We start from the raw sequence: 13996 nt of genomic DNA on the forward strand, positions 1-13996 counted from the left end.
CGGGCCGCCGTCCTAGGGTGGGTCGCGTGGCAGTGACCGACGAGACCCTGGCCGACCTCGCGCTCTCGCGCAGCTCACTGGACCGGGTGGCGCTCGAGCGCCGTCGGCCCGAGATCCTCACCGAGCTGCTCGACGACCCGCGCACCCGCGTCGCCGAGGTCCGCGGTGACCGGATGCGGGTCTCCCCGGTCGACGCCCACGGGGCTGTCTCCGGTGACGCCGCCGTCTCGGGCGACGCCGCCGTCTCGGGCGACGCCGACGCGCTGACGCTCGTCCTGCGCGCCCCCGAGCCCGAGGACCGTGCCCGGCTCGGACTGCACCTCGGCCGCGACGGCGACGGGACGGCATACGTGGGCGTCGTCTCGGGGGACGACAGCGCGGCTGCCGGCCCGGGGCCCGAGACGGACGGCTGGCTCACCCTGCGGCAGGCGGGCGAGGCGCTCGCGCCGCGTGACGCCGGCGTCTTCACGACCGCGCTGGCGCTCGCCAACTGGCACGCGACGCACCGCTTCTGCCCGCGCTGCGGCGCGCCGACCGAGCCCCGGCAGGGCGGCTGGGTGCGGCGGTGCGAGCGCGAGGGCAGCGAGCACTACCCACGCACCGACCCGGCGGTCATCATGTCGGTCGTCGACCCCGACGAGCGGCTGCTGCTCGGGCGCGGGGCGCACTGGCCCGAGGGGCGCTTCTCGGTGCTCGCCGGCTTCGTCGAGCCGGGGGAGTCCTTCGAGTCCGCGGTCGCCCGCGAGGTCGCAGAGGAGGTCGGCGTCACCGTCGAGGCGGTGCGCTACCTCGGCAACCAGCCGTGGCCGTTCCCCTCGTCGGTCATGATCGGCTTCGAGGCGACCACGCGCGAGACGGAGCTGACCATCGACCCCGTCGAGATGGCCGAGGCGCGCTGGGTGAGCCGCGAGGAGTACCGCGACCTGCTCCGCGGCGGGTCGATCCGCACGCCGAGCGGCATCTCGATCGCCAAGCGGATCATCGAGCACTGGCTGGGCCAGACGGTCGAGTCGGTCGTCGAGCCGGGCACCCGCACCGGCTTCTGAACGGCGACGCGCGGCGGCTCAGCCGGCGAGGCGCTCGCGGACCTCGGCGAGCGAGGGGTTCGTCGCCGCCGAGCCGTCGGGGAAGACGACCGTCGGGACCGTGCGGTTGCCGCCGTTGACGTGCTCGACGAAGTCGACGTGCTCGGGGTTGGCCTCGAGGTCGATCTCGGTGAACGGCACGCCCTCGCGGGTGAGCTGGCCCTTGAGGCGCGTGCAGTAGCCGCACCACGTGGTCGTGAACATCGTGATCGAGCCCTCGTCGGGCGTGACCTGCGTGGACTCGGGCATCGGTTCCTACTCGTCGTGGCTGCGTCGTGTGCGGAGGTGGGGACGGACCCCACGGGCGTCGTCCCTCGGTGCAAGGATGACCCCATGGCCAAGCGCGGCGCAAAACGATCCCCGAGGATGGACCTCGACGTCTACGAGACCGAGGTCCGTCGTCTGCAGGCCGAGCTCGTGGCGTTCCAGGAGTGGGTGCGCGCGACGGGCCAGCGGGTCGTCGTCGTCTTCGAGGGGCGTGACGCCGCAGGCAAGGGCTCGGCGATCAAGCGGATCACCGAGTACCTCAGCCCCCGCGTCGCCCGCATCGCGGCCCTCCCGGCTCCGACCGACCGCGAGAAGACGGAGTGGTACTTCCAGCGCTACATCGCCCACCTTCCCGCGGCCGGCGAGATGGTGCTGTTCGACCGGTCCTGGTACAACCGCGCCGGGGTAGAGCGGGTCATGGGCTTCTGCACCGACGAGCAGTACGCCCGCTTCCTCGAACAGGCGCCGCTCTTCGAGAAGATGCTCGTCGACGACGGCGTCATCCTGCGCAAGTACTGGTTCAGCGTGTCCGACGTCGAGCAGGAGCGCCGCTTCCGCAGCCGGGCCAAGGACCCCATGCGCCAGTGGAAGCTCTCGCCGATGGACCTCGAGTCGATCACCCGCTGGGAGGACTACTCCGAGGCTAAGGACATCATGATGGCCGCGACGAGCACCGACTGGGCGCCGTGGCACGTCGTCGAGTCCGAGGACAAGCGGCGGTCGCGGGTCAACGTCATGCACCACCTGCTCAGCTCGATCCCGCACGCCGCCGTGACGCCCGACGTGCCGCCCGTGCCCAAGCGCCCGGCCCCGCGCGGCTACGAGCGCCCGCCGCAGCACGAGCAGAACTACGTGCCCGACCACGCCGCGAGCGTCCTGGCCACCTCGAAGGGTGATCGCTCCTGAGCGCAGTACCGTCCGCCGACCAGATCCTCGAAGGGCTCGACCCGGAGCAGCGCGAGGTCGCCATGGCCCCGCCGGGGCCGCTGTGCATCCTCGCCGGCGCGGGCACGGGCAAGACGCGGGCCATCACCCACCGCATCGCGTATGCCGTCCACTCGGGTGCGCAGCAGCCGCAACGAGTGCTCGCGCTGACCTTCACGGCCCGCGCCGCCGGCGAGATGCGCACCCGCCTGCGCGGGCTCGGGGTGCAGGGGGTCCAGGCGCGCACCTTCCACGCCGCCGCGCTCCGGCAGCTGCACTTCTTCTGGCCCCAGGCCATCGGGGGCGCGGCCCCCGAGGTGATGAGCCACAAGGCGCCCGCCGTCGCCGAGGCGGCGAGCCGGCTGCGCATGCAGTTCGACCGCACCACCGTCCGCGACCTCGCCGCCGAGATCGAGTGGGCCAAGGTCAACCTGCTGACACCGCAGTCGTATGCCGCCCGCGCCCGTGAGCAGCGCCGGGAGCCCCCGGGTCTCGACCTCACGGCCATGGCACGCCTCTTCGAGGCGTACGAGGACGTCAAGCAGCGGCGTGGCGTCATCGACTTCGAGGACGTCCTGCTGCTGACCGTCGGGATCCTCGACGAGCGCGAGGACATCGCGCGTACGGTCCGCGGCCAGTACCGCCAGTTCGTCGTCGACGAGTACCAGGACGTCAACGACCTCCAGCAGCGGCTCCTCGACCAGTGGCTGGGGGAGCGCAAGGACATCTGCGTCGTCGGCGACCCGGCCCAGACGATCTACTCCTTCACCGGGGCGAGCCCGCGGCACCTCGTCGGCTTCCCCAAGCGCTTCCCGGGCGCACAGGTCGTGCGCCTCGTGCGCAACTACCGCTCCACCCCCCAGATCGTCGGGCTCGCCAACACCATCGTCGCGTCCGGCACGCAGGCGGCCCGCGACGGCGCCGTGCGCCTGCTGGCCCAGTCCGAGCCGGGCCCCGCGCCCGAGCTGACGAGCTACCCGGACGACCCGGCGGAGGCCGCCGCGGTCGCCGACCGCATCCGCACGCTCGTCGCCGGCGGGCACCAGGCTGCCGAGATCGCGATCCTCTTCCGCACCAACGCCCAGTCCGAGGCCTTCGAGGCGGCGCTCACGGACGCCGGGGTGGCCTACCTCGTGCGTGGCGGCGACCGCTTCTTCGCCCGCAAGGAGGTGCGCGACGCCGTCCTGCTGCTCCGCGGTGCCGCCCGCAGCGACGACGGCGAGAAGCCCCTCGGCGAGATCACGCGCGACGTCATCACGGGCGCGGGCTGGTCGCACGAGCCGCCGTCGGGCAGCGGGGCCACCCGCGAGCGGTGGGAGTCGCTGACCGCGCTCGCGACGCTCGCCGACGACATCGCCGCCGCGGCACCCGAGGCCCGGCTGCCCGAGCTGGTGGCCGAGCTCGAGCGGCGGGCGGCCGAGCAGCACGCCCCGGCGGTGCAGGGCGTGACGCTCGCGAGCCTGCACGCCGCCAAGGGCCTCGAGTGGGACACCGTCTTCCTCGTCGGAGCCTCAGACGGCCTCATGCCGATCTCCATGGCCGAGGGGCCCGACGCGGTCGAGGAGGAGCGGCGCCTGCTCTACGTCGGCCTCACCCGCGCGCGCAAGCAGCTCTTCCTGTCGTGGTCCGGTGCCCGCACGCCCGGAGCCCGGGCCACCCGCCGCGTCTCGAGGTTCCTCGCGCCGGCGGCCGACATCCTCGGCCAGGGCGCCCGCAGCGAGGCGAAGTCGGGCGCGTCCAAGCGGGCCGCGCCCAAGGTCGCGCGCCCGGCCCACTGCCGTGGCTGCGGGGCCGAGCTCGTCTCCGCGGCGCAGCGCAAGACCGGCCGTTGCGACGACTGCCCGCCCACCTACGACGAGGCGACGTTCGAGCGCCTGCGCACGTGGCGGCTCGCCGTCGCGCGCGACGCGAGCGTGCCGCCGTTCGTCGTCTTCACCGACGCCACGCTCATCGCGATCGCCGAGGACGCGCCCTCCGACGAGGGTGGTCTGTCGGTCATCAGCGGGGTCGGCGCGCGCAAGCTCGAGCAGTACGGCAGCGACGTCCTCGCCATCCTGGCGGGCGCCGACCCGGAAGATCTCATCGAAAGCCGTTCTGCGGCAACGGAATCCGCCGGTTGAGGGCGGCTGCCCAAAATAAGTTCGGAAAACTTCGTTAAATCAGTTGTTCGCCCGCGAGGCGCACGCGTACCCTTGACGAAGTCAAGCCCAGTGGTCTCGGTGGCCAGCTGGGGCCCGTGAGCAGAAGTGAGGAGGTCGGCCTGATGGACAACACCACGATGACGATGAACGCAGTCTCCTGCGTCCTTTCCGTGCGTCTGCGGCCGACCACCGGCGATGTCCGCCTGGCGGCCACCCGCGCTCCGGAGCAGGGGACCACTGTGTCCGTCGCCGCCGTCATGGGCGGCCGTGTCGCCGACTTCCGTGCCCCGATCCAGGGAGACGTCTCGGTCACCGGCCTCACGTTCGCCCCCGCCTACAAGACCCTCGATGTCGTTCGCTCCCGTTCTGGGAGGCCCCCGGTCTGACCAGACCCGAAGCCTCACCTCCAGGCCGCGAACCCGACATCACCGGGTCCGCGGCCTTCGTGTTTCCCGGGGGAGTTCCCCGGCCGAATGCCGCTCCCACACCGCACCACCGACACCGCCAGATGAGCACCCGACCGGGTGCCTGACAGATCAGGGACACAGATGACTCCCCGGATGCCGAGCAGCAGGACCGAGACCCGCACCACCGGTGCAGGCCTGCGGACCAAGCCAGACACGAGTGAGCAGGGGCACCCCACCACGGGCGCCCAGGAGACGGAGGTGAGAACGATGCAGCTGAGCGAACTGATCGACATGAGAACCGAGGCGGAGCAGGTCGGCGAGACCATTCCGTGCCGCGACTACGACGCGGAGCTCTGGTTCGCCGAGCGACCCGAGGACGTCGAGTTCGCCAAGACGCTCTGCGGGCTCTGCCCGGCGCGCGTCCAGTGCCTCGCCGGCGCCCTCGAGCGCCAGGAGCCGTGGGGAGTCTGGGGCGGGCAGCTGCTCGTCCAGGGCGCCATCGTGGCTCGCAAGCGGCCCCGCGGCCGTCCGCGCAAGCACCCCGTGGCTGCCTGAGCCTGCGTGACCACGCATGACCCAGACACCACCGGCCACCACCAGCAACCCATTCCACAGACCAGGAGATCGTCATGAACCAGCTCGAGATGCTGGCTCGCGAGCGGATCAACCAGCGCAGTCAGCGCCAGGAACGCAGCGGCATCCGTCGCAGCGCCCGGCTGATCGCCCAGGAGATCCGCGCCAGTCGACGCCACAGCCAGAAGTGAACGACCGCGCCATGGGGCGCGTTGCAGGACAACTGAATCGAGTGAGCGAGCCGCGGGTGACGCGCACGTCACCCGCGGTTCCTCACGTCCGGGGCCGTTCGCCCCGGCCCTGAGACCCGTGCGCAGCGCCCTCCTTGCCCGGCCCGAGATCCCGCGTGGCGCCACGCACGGCCCGCACGTCGGCGGATACTCGAGGAAGGAGAAGGGAGAACCCCGTGAACACCTCTACCGAACCGGCCGGCGCACCCGCCACCGACGCCGCAGCGCGTGACGAGACCCTCGTCTGCTCCGCGTGCGGCACGACCCCCCGGCCCGAGGACCAGGCCGCGGCACGGCTCACGTGGAGCCGAGGCACCGACGCCGGTCGCACGACCTGGACGTGCGAGCGCTGCAGCCGCGAGAACCTCCGCTCGATCGAGAGCAAGCTCGACCCCGTCTGGTGGTGACGAGCAGGCGGCGTGACCGCCGGCGCCGATGCGCGCCGTCCGTCCCCGAGGGCGTCCGTCAGTCCGCGTCGCCCACGGGTGGTAGGTCCGCACCCGGGAGCAGCTCGTCGACGATGGCGCGCCCGTGCACGGTGCCGCCGAGCTGGCTGAGCACGCCGATGCCCCCACCCCAGACGCGGTGGATGAGGAGGTACTCCGGCGGCAGGTTGAGCTTGTAGGCCACCGCGTAGTTGGGCTGACGCGGGTCGTTGATGTGCGCGAAGACGCCCCGGAGCCAGTCCCGGCTGAAGGTGAACGTGTCGGTGCGGAACGGCGCCATGAACGGCTCGAGGTAGTCGAGGAGCCGCTGCGGGTCGAGGTCGATGCTGTCCTTGACGAAGCCGATCCCGCGCAGGCCCTCGAGGACGTCCTCGGCGCTGCCCTCGAGCCCGGTGGTGAGCAACGGTCCGATCTCGGGCGGCATCCCGTCCGGGAGCCGGTTGACGGCCCCGAAGTCGATGACGCCGAGGCGGCCGTCGGGGGTCATGCGGAAGTTGCCGGGGTGCGGGTCGGCATGCAACAGCCCGGCCCGGGCGGGTCCGGCGAGCAGGAAGCGCAGGTAGAGCTGTGAGGCGGTGTCGCGCTGCTCCTGCGTGCCCTCGGCGATGATCCGTGACAGGGGGAGCCCGTCGAGCCACTCGGACACGATGACGTGCTCACGGCCGTCGACGACGTGGGGCACGGCGAAGTCGGGGTCGCCGTCGAAGGCGGCCGCGAAGGTCTCCTGGGACTCGGCCTCGAGGCGGTAGTCGAGCTCCTCGGCCATCCGGTCGCGCAGCTCGTCGAGGATCGGCCCGAGCTCGATGCCGGGCACCCAGCTCGCCGCGACCTTGGCGACCCGGCTGATCTGGCGGATGTCGCTCATCAGCGCGGCGCCGGCGCCGGGGTACTGGATCTTCACCGCGACGTCGCGGCCGTCCTTCCAGACGGCCCGGTGCACCTGCCCGATCGAGGCGGAGGCCACGGGGTGGTCGTCGAACGACTCGAACCGGCTGCGCCAGCGCGTGCCCATCTGGCTCCGCAGCACGCCGTGGACCGAGGTCGTCGGCATGGGCGGGGCGCTGTCCTGCAGCTTGGTCAGCGTCGTCCGGTAGTGCACGGCGAGGTCCTCGGGCAGGGCCGCCTCGAAGATCGAGAGAGCCTGCCCGAACTTCATGGCGCCGCCCTTGAGCTCGCCGAGAACCTGGAAGAGCTGCTGGGCAGTGCGTGCCTGCAGCTCGGCGGCCACGATCTCCGCGGGGCGACCGCCGAGGCGTTTGCCGAGGCCGAGAGCCGTCCGACCGGCGAAGCCGAGCGGCACCGAGGCGAGCTTGGCCGATCGCACGACAGCCTTGCGTGGCAGGTCGGTCATGGCGCACCTCCTCGGGCGGTTCGGCAGTCTCGTGCGGGCGCGAGTGGTCGGTCCGGCGCCGGCGACCACACTCGATCGCGCGGCGGCGGGTCGACGCCCCACCCTCGACTCTATGTGTACCCGCCCGGGCGGGTACGCCTGACCATCTGTCCAGCCTTGGCGGGACCGGTGACGGGTCACGCACCCCGGCGGAGCGGCCCGGTCCCGGCTACCGCCGGGGCGCTGACGGGACCGGCGGTGGCGCCGGCGGCAGGGTGTGCCGGACAGAGCGGGTGCGTCGGCCACCGACGGTGGTCCATCCGCGGCCAGGGGAGGCTGACCTCGACCGAGACCCCGGGTGGGGGAGGGTGGCCCTCGAGGACCCCCGTGACGAGCAGGGTCACGCTGCCGACGACGAGCTGCGACAGACCGGGAGCGAGGCCGTCGTGCCGACCCTCCGGTGGTCCGGCGAGCGCGAGTGACCGCGTCGGTGTCGCCTGGCTCATCAGCGTGGGCCATGCGGCGTCGCGGTCGGCGCGGTGACGGTCGAGACACCAGAGGCAGGGCCCCCCGGGCGAGCCGTCGACGAGCGGGCCGACGACCGTGCGCGGGCCGGCCGGCGCCACGGGCAGGTGCGGGACACCGTGGCGCAGCCAGAGGTCACCGCGGCGGGGGTCGACGACGGGCGACCCCACGAGGACGACGAGGTCCGGGCGTGGGTGGAGCGGTGCGGCGACCGCGCGGTCGACCGCGGCGCGGCCGTGCACGACGGTCGTGCCGGCCTGCGTCAGGGCTTCGGCGATGTCGGTGGCGACGGCCCCACAGCCGTCGACGACGACCCGTGTGGGTGCGGGATCCGGCGAGGGCCCCGAGGGGCAGCCGGGCGACGTCGCGGGCGGCTGCCGGTCGGTGAGCACGCCGAGCTCGGCGACGAGCTCGAGCAGCGCGCGCCACCGTGCGGGCCCGATGCCCGCCTCGGCCGCCACCCGGTCGGTCGACGCGAGGGGCAGGGCGCCGTCGAGGCGGCCGAGCAGCTCGGCCTCCGTGTCGCTGACGCCCGTGACGACCGGGCCACCGGGCAGCACGCCGAACTGGACCTCACCGCGTCGTCTCGTCAGCGGCCGGAGCCAGACGGGCACGCGGGGGTGGGGCGGGACGGCAGCAGCGGACATCGGACCTCCAGACCCGGTGGCGCCACCAGCGGGCGCCACCCTCGGTCGTCAGGCTCGCAGCCGCCCCGGCATCCCCGTGGGCGTCGTCCACAGCCCCGAGGTCCGCTCCGGGGACCGGAGGGAGGCGGGGACGCGCGAGGGGGCGGGACCGTGTGGTCCCGCCCCCTCGATCTGCGGCGTCAGCGACGCCGCCGCGACCTGGTCAGGCCTTGCCCAGAATGCGGTTCAGGTTCGTGCCACAGACGGGGCACTGTCCCTTGGCCATGCGGCGACCGTTGTCGGAAACGACAACCTTGCCCTCGGCCTCGCGCTTCTCCTTGCACTTCACGCAGTAGAACTCGCCCTTGTAGGTCTCGTCAGCCATTGATGTCTCCTTGTAGATGGCACCCATCCGACGGGTGCCTCGACTCGTTCAACCCTAGAGCACGCTGAGCACGAAATCATGCTCATCCCCGCTTGGCGCGCCCGTGCGGGATGAGGTATGACGCGCGAGCGCGGCCGTGTCGCGCCCGTGCTCCGGGGCGTTGTCCCCACGCTGGCCTACCCTGCCCACATGGCGACGGTGCGACGTGAGGTGGTGCACACGGTGGTCGACGGGGTGACCGTCGAGGTCCGTCGCAGCGCCAAGCGTCGCCGCACCGTGTCGGCCTACCGCCAGGAGGGGCGCCTCGTCGTCCTCGTCCCGGCACGGATGAGCCGCGCCGAGGAGGGGGAGTGGGTGCGCACCATGGTGGCCCGGGTCGCCGCGTCCGAGCAGCGCCGCCAGCGCAGCGACGGCGACCTCGAGCAGCGCGCCCTCGCCCTGTCGCGCGAGCACCTCGGCGGACGCGCCGTCCCGGCGAGCGTGCGGTGGGTCTCCAACCAGAACTCCCGCTGGGGTTCGTGCACACCGGCCGAGGGCTCGATTCGCTTGTCCGACAAGCTCCGTGGCATGCCGGGCTGGGTCGTCGACTACGTCCTGCTGCACGAGCTGGCCCACCTGCTGCAGCCCGGGCACGGCCCGGAGTTCTGGGCGCTGCTGCAGGGCTACCCCCGTCTCGAGCGGGCCCGCGGCTACCTCCAGGGCGTCTCGGCCGCCGCCGGCCTCGACCTCAGCGACGAGTGAGCCCGACCACGCGCCCCGCCTGACGGCATACGACCGCGTATGCCGTGACGCCGGCCCGCGTCACGGGCGTCGGGTCAGCGGTGGCGCAGCCTCAGGCCGGCGTCCACGAGGGGGCGCAGGTCCTCCCGCGTGCCCTCCGGGAGGGCGTCCACCGGCCACCACCGGACGTCGATCGACTCGGTGCTGACCGCCGCCTCGGCGGACCTCGTCGTGCGCGCCGCGAAGCGGATGTCGAGGTGCTCGCGGCACGTGCCGAAATCTCCCGAAAGAATGTGCCGATCGAGCTGGGCGATCTCCGGAAAAGCCGAGATGTCCACGATGCCCGACTCCTCACGCGCCTCACGAGTGGCCGCGTGCCACACCGACGCGTCGCCCGGCTCGAAGTGGCCGCCGAACTGGAACCAGGCCCGTGCCCGTCGGTGCAGGGTCAGCAGCGCGGAGCCGCCGTCGTCGTCGAGGACGATGACGCTGCCCGTCAGATGGGCCGGCGGGCCGGCCTTGCTCATGGCGTCGGGGTGGGCGTGGAGGTGGTCGAGGAAGTCGCGCCGGAGGCCCTCCTGCTGCTCGTCGGGCGCCTCCCACGACTCCAGCCGTGCGACGGCGTCGGCGTGCAGCAGGCGCCACGCGGCGGCGTCGGGCCCGTCCAGGGGTCCGCGCGGGTCGGGGGGCAGGGACGGAGCGGCGTGCGCCCCGGTCACCGCTGGGGGCCCGCGTCGCCGTCGGTGTCGGTGTCGTCCTTGGAGCGCGTGCCGGAGTCGGTGCCGGAGTCGGAGTCGGAGTCGGTGGCGGACGGGTCGCTCCCGGTGCCTGCCCCGCGCTCGCGGTCGGCCTCCTCGAGGATGCCCTGGAGCACGGAGTCGAGGTCGGCGCCGAGCCCGTCACCGAGCCCATCACCTCCCTCGGGCAGCGCGCCCGTGGAGGACGCGCCGGTCGCGCGCTCGACGTAGCCGATCGGGTCGTCGAGGTCGGCCGACGTGGGTGCGAGGTCCGGGTGGGCCCAGCGGCCGTCGCGGAGGGTCGCGCCGCCGGCGCTCTCGAGCGCGGCCCAGAGGTTCGCGGCGTCGCGCAGCCGGCGCGGGCGCAGCTCGAGGCCGACGAGGCCCGCGAACGTCTTCTGCGCCGCCCCGCCCACGCGGCGGCGGCGGATCGTCTCGGCCAGCGCCGCCGACAGCGGCAGGTGCCGTGCCGTCGTGCGGTCCGTGACGTGGTCGACCCAGCCCTCGGCGAGGGCGAGGAGGGTCTCGAGACGGTCGAGCGCGGCGCGCTGGGCCGGGGTGGGCTGCGGGCGGAAGAGGTTGCCCTGCAGGGCCGTTCGCAGCGCCTCGGGGTCCGACGGGTCGATCGTCGACAGGGCCGACTCGATGGCGTCGGTGTCGATCGTGATGTTGCGGGCGTAGTCGGAGACGGCCGAGAGCAGCTGCGGCCCGAGCCACGGCACCTCGGAGAAGAGTCGGACGCGGGCCGCCTCGCGGACCGCGAGATAGAGACGCACCTGGGCGATGTCGATCTCGAGCGACTCGGCGAGCTCGGCGACGTTGCCGGGCAGGAGGGCGACGACGCCCGGCTCGGTGAGCGGGAGGCCGACCTCGGTGCCGGTCACGACCTCGGTGGCGAGCGTCCCGACGGCCTGGCCGAGCTGGGCCGAGAACATCTGGCGGCTGAGGTTGCCGAGCATCGGCGCCCACTGCTCGACCATCTGCCGCGGGTCGAAGCCCTCCGGCAGCCCCTCGGGCAGCGCCTCGCCGAACGCCTCGGGGCCGAGCTCGCCGACCTGCTTGCGCATGGCGTCGGACGTCGCGGCCGTGACGCCGTCGGAGACCGGCTCGATGAGCTCGAACCAGCGCGGCATCGTGGCCTCGACCCACTCGGCGCGGCTCAGGCCGGTCGCACGCCAGGCCGGGGAGGCGAGGGTGGTCTGCTCGTCGAGCCACAGGGTCGCGACGGCGACGGCGTCGGCGACAGCCCGAGCGGCGGCCTCGTCGTGCACGTCGTTGCCCTGCGCGGCCATGACGTGCCGTCGGGCGACCTCGGTGGCCATGTCGCGCGACCCCGTGGGCGACTCCTGGGCAGCCATGAAGGTGCCGAGCTGGGCCCGCATCGCCGCCTGCGTCGCGGGGTCGGTGGGGTCGACCCCCATGCTCTTCATGACCTCGGCCAGCTCGGGGTTGTCGGCAGCCTCGCCGAGCACCTTCTCGAGCATGGCGCCGAGGTCGGACGGATCCATCCCGCCGAGGTCCGGCAGGCCGGGGAAGCCCTCACCGAAGCCGCCCCCGAAGCCGCCCCCGAAACCGCTGCCGAAGCCGGACGGGCCGGAACCGGCTCCGGGTGAGCCGCCACCGGGGCGGTTGAGCGGCAGGCCGAAGGGGGAGTCACCGGGCGCCCGACCCACGTCGGAAGGACCCACCTGGTCGTCGGCAGCGCCCTGCTCGCCGGTGTCGCCGGTCTGGTCGGCGGCGTCGCCGTGCTGGCCCGCGTCGCCCGGCTCCTCGCCGGACACGTCGTCCTTGTCGCTGTGGTTGTCGTCACCGCGTCCACGGTCGTCGGCCATGCCTGCTCATCCCCACTCGAACGGATCTCGTGCCGGCCGTCTGGCCGTACACCAAGACAACCACGGATCGACCTCGTTGGTTCCCCACCCTCGCGCAGGGGCGCGGGCGCGGGACGCGGGGGCCCGCGCGGCGGCATACGATTGCGGGCGTGACGGTCACCCTTGCCGAGATCCGTGAGACACCTCTGTCGGTCGACGAGGTGCTCACGAGCGTCTCCTCGCCCCGGGCCGGCGGCGTCTGCCTCTTCGTCGGCACGGTGCGCGACCACGACGGTCCGGCCGGCGCAGCCGTCGAGGACACGGACGACGGGTCGGACGACAAGACGGTCGCCGCTCTCGACTACTCCGCCCACCCACAGGCCGCGGAGGCGGCCCGGGCGCTCGCCGAGCGTCTGGCGGCCGACGGTCGCTCCGTCCGGCTGGCCGTCGTCCACCGGGTGGGCCACCTCGAGGTCGGTGACGTCGCGGTCGTCGTCGGCGTCAGCGCCGAGCACCGCGGCGAGGCGTTCGACGTCTGCCGCGAGCTCATCGACGAGTTCAAGGCGACGATCCCGATCTGGAAGCACCAGCGCTTCGCCGACGGCGCCGACGAGTGGGTCGGGCTGCCGTGAGGACGATCAAGCGCGTGCCGGAGCAGCCCGGTGCCACCGACCTCCCGACGCGCGCCGAGGTGCTCGAGAGCGAGGACACCGGCAGGCTGACCCGCGGCAACAAGGCGGTCCTGGCGGCGTTCTTCGTCTTCCTCGTCGTCATGGTCCTGGGGTCCGTCGTCCACCTGCCGTATGCCGTCATGAGCCCCGGGCCGACGCAGGACACCCTCGGCACCTCGGGCGCCCAGAACAAGCCGATCATCGCGATCTCGGGGCTGGCGACCTACCCGACCGACGGCGCGCTGCGCTTCACCACGGTGCGCGTCGAGGGTGGGCCGGGCTACCCGGTCGACGCGTGGGACATCCTGCAGGCCTGGGTCGACCCGGCCCGTGACGTCTTCCCCGTCGACGACGTCTTCGACCCGCAGGTCACCCAGGAGCAGGTGGCCGAGGAGAACGCCATCCAGATGGAGGGCTCGCAGGAGGAGGCCACGGCCGTCGCGCTGCGCGCGATCGGCGAGGAGGTGCCGACCCACGTCGCCATCGCCGGCATCACCGACTCCTCGAAGGCCAAGGGTCTGCTCAAGGTCGGCGACCGTCTCGACCGCATCGACGACGAGCCGGTGACGACGACGCAGATGCTGCGCGACGCGCTCCAGGAGAAGAAGCCCGGCGAGAGCGTGTCCCTCACGGTCACGCGCGCCGGCAAGGAGCAGACGGTCGACGTCCCGACCGTGGAGGGCCAGGGCGGCCGCACGGCCCTCGGCGTGCTCCTCGGGCTCGACCACGACTTCCCGGCCAAGGTCACCATCGACGCCGGCGCCATCGGCGGTCCGTCCGCGGGGCTCATGTTCTCGCTCGGTATCTACGACAAGCTGACGCCCGGCCCGCTCGCCGGCGGTCGCCAGATCGCGGGCACCGGCACGATCGACGACGAGGGCAAGGTCGGCCCGATCGGCGGCATCCGCCAGAAGCTCGCCGGTGCGCGCTCGGACGGCGCGGCGTACTTCCTGGCCCCGGCCGACAACTGCAACGAGGTCGTCGGACACGTGCCCGACGGGCTCGACGTCTTCAAGGTGGGGACGTTCGACCAGGCCCGCACGGCCGTCGAGGCGATCGCCAAGGGCCAGACCGGCTCGCTGCCCCGCTGCTGACTCCCGCCGACGGCGGCTGACGCC

Annotated in this window: 16 protein-coding genes; 10 read left to right on the plus strand and 6 right to left on the minus strand. The window is 73.2% G+C overall.

Annotated elements, in window-relative coordinates; all coding sequences use genetic code 11:
• Positions 1–26: 26 nt before the first annotated feature.
• On the plus strand, positions 27–1046 hold the full coding sequence (gene nudC, locus ACSQ2D_RS06110) for an NAD(+) diphosphatase (RefSeq protein WP_435985088.1): 1020 nt from the start codon (positions 27–29) through the stop codon (positions 1044–1046).
• Between the two features lie 18 nt (positions 1047–1064).
• On the opposite strand, the gene ACSQ2D_RS06115 is transcribed toward nudC, so the two are convergent.
• The gene (locus ACSQ2D_RS06115) at positions 1065–1334 is read right to left on the minus strand and encodes a mycoredoxin (RefSeq protein ID WP_435985089.1); all 270 of its coding nucleotides are present in this window, start codon (positions 1332–1334) and stop codon (positions 1065–1067) included.
• An 84-nt stretch (positions 1335–1418) separates the two neighbouring features.
• On the opposite strand from ACSQ2D_RS06115, the gene ppk2 reads away from it, so the two are divergent.
• The 6 genes from ppk2 to ACSQ2D_RS06145 all read left to right on the plus strand — a co-directional run bounded on the left by ppk2 (position 1419) and on the right by ACSQ2D_RS06145 (position 6034).
• Positions 1419–2258: a polyphosphate kinase 2 gene (gene ppk2 / locus ACSQ2D_RS06120; RefSeq protein ID WP_435985090.1), complete on the plus strand. Its 840-nt coding sequence runs from the start codon at positions 1419–1421 to the stop codon at positions 2256–2258.
• A 23-nt stretch (positions 2259–2281) separates the two neighbouring features.
• The gene (locus tag ACSQ2D_RS06125; protein ID WP_435987824.1) at positions 2282–4396 is read left to right on the plus strand and encodes an ATP-dependent DNA helicase UvrD2; all 2115 of its coding nucleotides are present in this window, start codon (positions 2282–2284) and stop codon (positions 4394–4396) included.
• Between the two features lie 143 nt (positions 4397–4539).
• Positions 4540–4803 carry a hypothetical protein gene (locus tag ACSQ2D_RS06130; protein ID WP_435985091.1) on the plus strand — a complete coding sequence of 88 codons (264 nt, stop codon included), beginning with the start codon at positions 4540–4542 and terminating at the stop codon, positions 4801–4803.
• 288 nt (positions 4804–5091) lie between these two features.
• The gene (locus ACSQ2D_RS06135; RefSeq protein ID WP_020143058.1) at positions 5092–5379 is read left to right on the plus strand and encodes a WhiB family transcriptional regulator; all 288 of its coding nucleotides are present in this window, start codon (positions 5092–5094) and stop codon (positions 5377–5379) included.
• Between the two features lie 74 nt (positions 5380–5453).
• Complete coding sequence (locus ACSQ2D_RS06140; protein ID WP_020143057.1) at positions 5454–5588, plus strand: hypothetical protein; 135 nt, start codon at positions 5454–5456, stop codon at positions 5586–5588.
• 215 nt (positions 5589–5803) lie between these two features.
• Positions 5804–6034, plus strand: a complete 231-nt coding sequence (locus ACSQ2D_RS06145; RefSeq protein ID WP_435985092.1) for a hypothetical protein — start codon at positions 5804–5806, stop codon at positions 6032–6034.
• 58 nt (positions 6035–6092) lie between these two features.
• Here the strand turns inward: ACSQ2D_RS06145 and ACSQ2D_RS06150 are convergent, their stop codons facing one another.
• From ACSQ2D_RS06150 to ACSQ2D_RS06160, 3 genes are all read right to left on the minus strand, one after another.
• Entirely contained in the window at positions 6093–7424 is a 1332-nt protein-coding gene (locus ACSQ2D_RS06150; protein ID WP_435985093.1) for an ABC1 kinase family protein, read from the minus strand.
• A gap of 176 nt (positions 7425–7600) precedes the next feature.
• Positions 7601–8575: a hypothetical protein gene (locus ACSQ2D_RS06155; protein WP_435985094.1), complete on the minus strand. Its 975-nt coding sequence runs from the start codon at positions 8573–8575 to the stop codon at positions 7601–7603.
• 202 nt (positions 8576–8777) lie between these two features.
• Positions 8778–8939, minus strand: a complete 162-nt coding sequence (locus ACSQ2D_RS06160; protein ID WP_020143053.1) for a DUF5679 domain-containing protein — start codon at positions 8937–8939, stop codon at positions 8778–8780.
• A gap of 189 nt (positions 8940–9128) precedes the next feature.
• Here ACSQ2D_RS06160 and ACSQ2D_RS06165 point away from each other — a divergent pair, with 189 nt between their 5' ends.
• Positions 9129–9680, plus strand: a complete 552-nt coding sequence (locus ACSQ2D_RS06165) for a YgjP-like metallopeptidase domain-containing protein (RefSeq protein ID WP_435985095.1) — start codon at positions 9129–9131, stop codon at positions 9678–9680.
• A 74-nt stretch (positions 9681–9754) separates the two neighbouring features.
• Here ACSQ2D_RS06165 and ACSQ2D_RS06170 read toward each other — a convergent pair whose 3' ends face one another.
• Entirely contained in the window at positions 9755–10378 is a 624-nt protein-coding gene (locus tag ACSQ2D_RS06170) for an NUDIX hydrolase (RefSeq protein WP_435985096.1), read from the minus strand.
• Positions 10375–12228, minus strand: a complete 1854-nt coding sequence (locus ACSQ2D_RS06175; protein ID WP_435985097.1) for a zinc-dependent metalloprotease — start codon at positions 12226–12228, stop codon at positions 10375–10377. The genes ACSQ2D_RS06170 and ACSQ2D_RS06175 overlap by 4 nt, the downstream gene beginning before the upstream one ends.
• A 149-nt stretch (positions 12229–12377) precedes the next feature.
• On the opposite strand from ACSQ2D_RS06175, the gene ACSQ2D_RS06180 reads away from it, so the two are divergent.
• Together ACSQ2D_RS06180 and ACSQ2D_RS06185 are read left to right on the plus strand one after the other, a co-directional pair.
• Positions 12378–12839 carry a molybdenum cofactor biosynthesis protein MoaE gene (locus ACSQ2D_RS06180; protein WP_435985098.1) on the plus strand — a complete coding sequence of 154 codons (462 nt, stop codon included), beginning with the start codon at positions 12378–12380 and terminating at the stop codon, positions 12837–12839.
• A gap of 14 nt (positions 12840–12853) precedes the next feature.
• A complete protein-coding gene (locus tag ACSQ2D_RS06185; RefSeq protein ID WP_435985099.1) occupies positions 12854–13972 on the plus strand; it encodes a YlbL family protein in 1119 nt (372 codons plus the stop codon).
• The last annotated feature ends 24 nt before the right edge of the window (positions 13973–13996 follow it).

It is taken from the genome of Terrabacter sp. LjRoot27, from assembly GCF_964254175.1.
Classification (GTDB): Bacteria; Actinomycetota; Actinomycetes; order Actinomycetales; family Dermatophilaceae; genus Terrabacter.

Bases quoted from the DNA above. Each gene is read 5' to 3' on its own strand.
- ACSQ2D_RS06115 (WP_435985089.1), bottom strand. From the start codon at position 1,334: ATGCCCGAGTCCACGCAGGTCACGCCCGACGAGGGCTCGATCACGATG.
- ACSQ2D_RS06130 (WP_435985091.1), top strand. From the start codon at position 4,540: ATGGACAACACCACGATGACGATGAACGCAGTCTCCTGCGTCCTTTCC.
- ACSQ2D_RS06135 (WP_020143058.1), top strand. From the start codon at position 5,092: ATGCAGCTGAGCGAACTGATCGACATGAGAACCGAGGCGGAGCAGGTC.
- ACSQ2D_RS06155 (WP_435985094.1), bottom strand. From the start codon at position 8,575: ATGTCCGCTGCTGCCGTCCCGCCCCACCCCCGCGTGCCCGTCTGGCTC.
- ACSQ2D_RS06175 (WP_435985097.1), bottom strand. From the start codon at position 12,228: ATGGCCGACGACCGTGGACGCGGTGACGACAACCACAGCGACAAGGAC.
- ACSQ2D_RS06150 (WP_435985093.1), bottom strand. From the start codon at position 7,424: ATGACCGACCTGCCACGCAAGGCTGTCGTGCGATCGGCCAAGCTCGCC.
- ACSQ2D_RS06160 (WP_020143053.1), bottom strand. From the start codon at position 8,939: ATGGCTGACGAGACCTACAAGGGCGAGTTCTACTGCGTGAAGTGCAAG.
- ppk2 (WP_435985090.1), top strand. From the start codon at position 1,419: ATGGCCAAGCGCGGCGCAAAACGATCCCCGAGGATGGACCTCGACGTC.
- ACSQ2D_RS06140 (WP_020143057.1), top strand. From the start codon at position 5,454: ATGAACCAGCTCGAGATGCTGGCTCGCGAGCGGATCAACCAGCGCAGT.
- ACSQ2D_RS06165 (WP_435985095.1), top strand. From the start codon at position 9,129: ATGGCGACGGTGCGACGTGAGGTGGTGCACACGGTGGTCGACGGGGTG.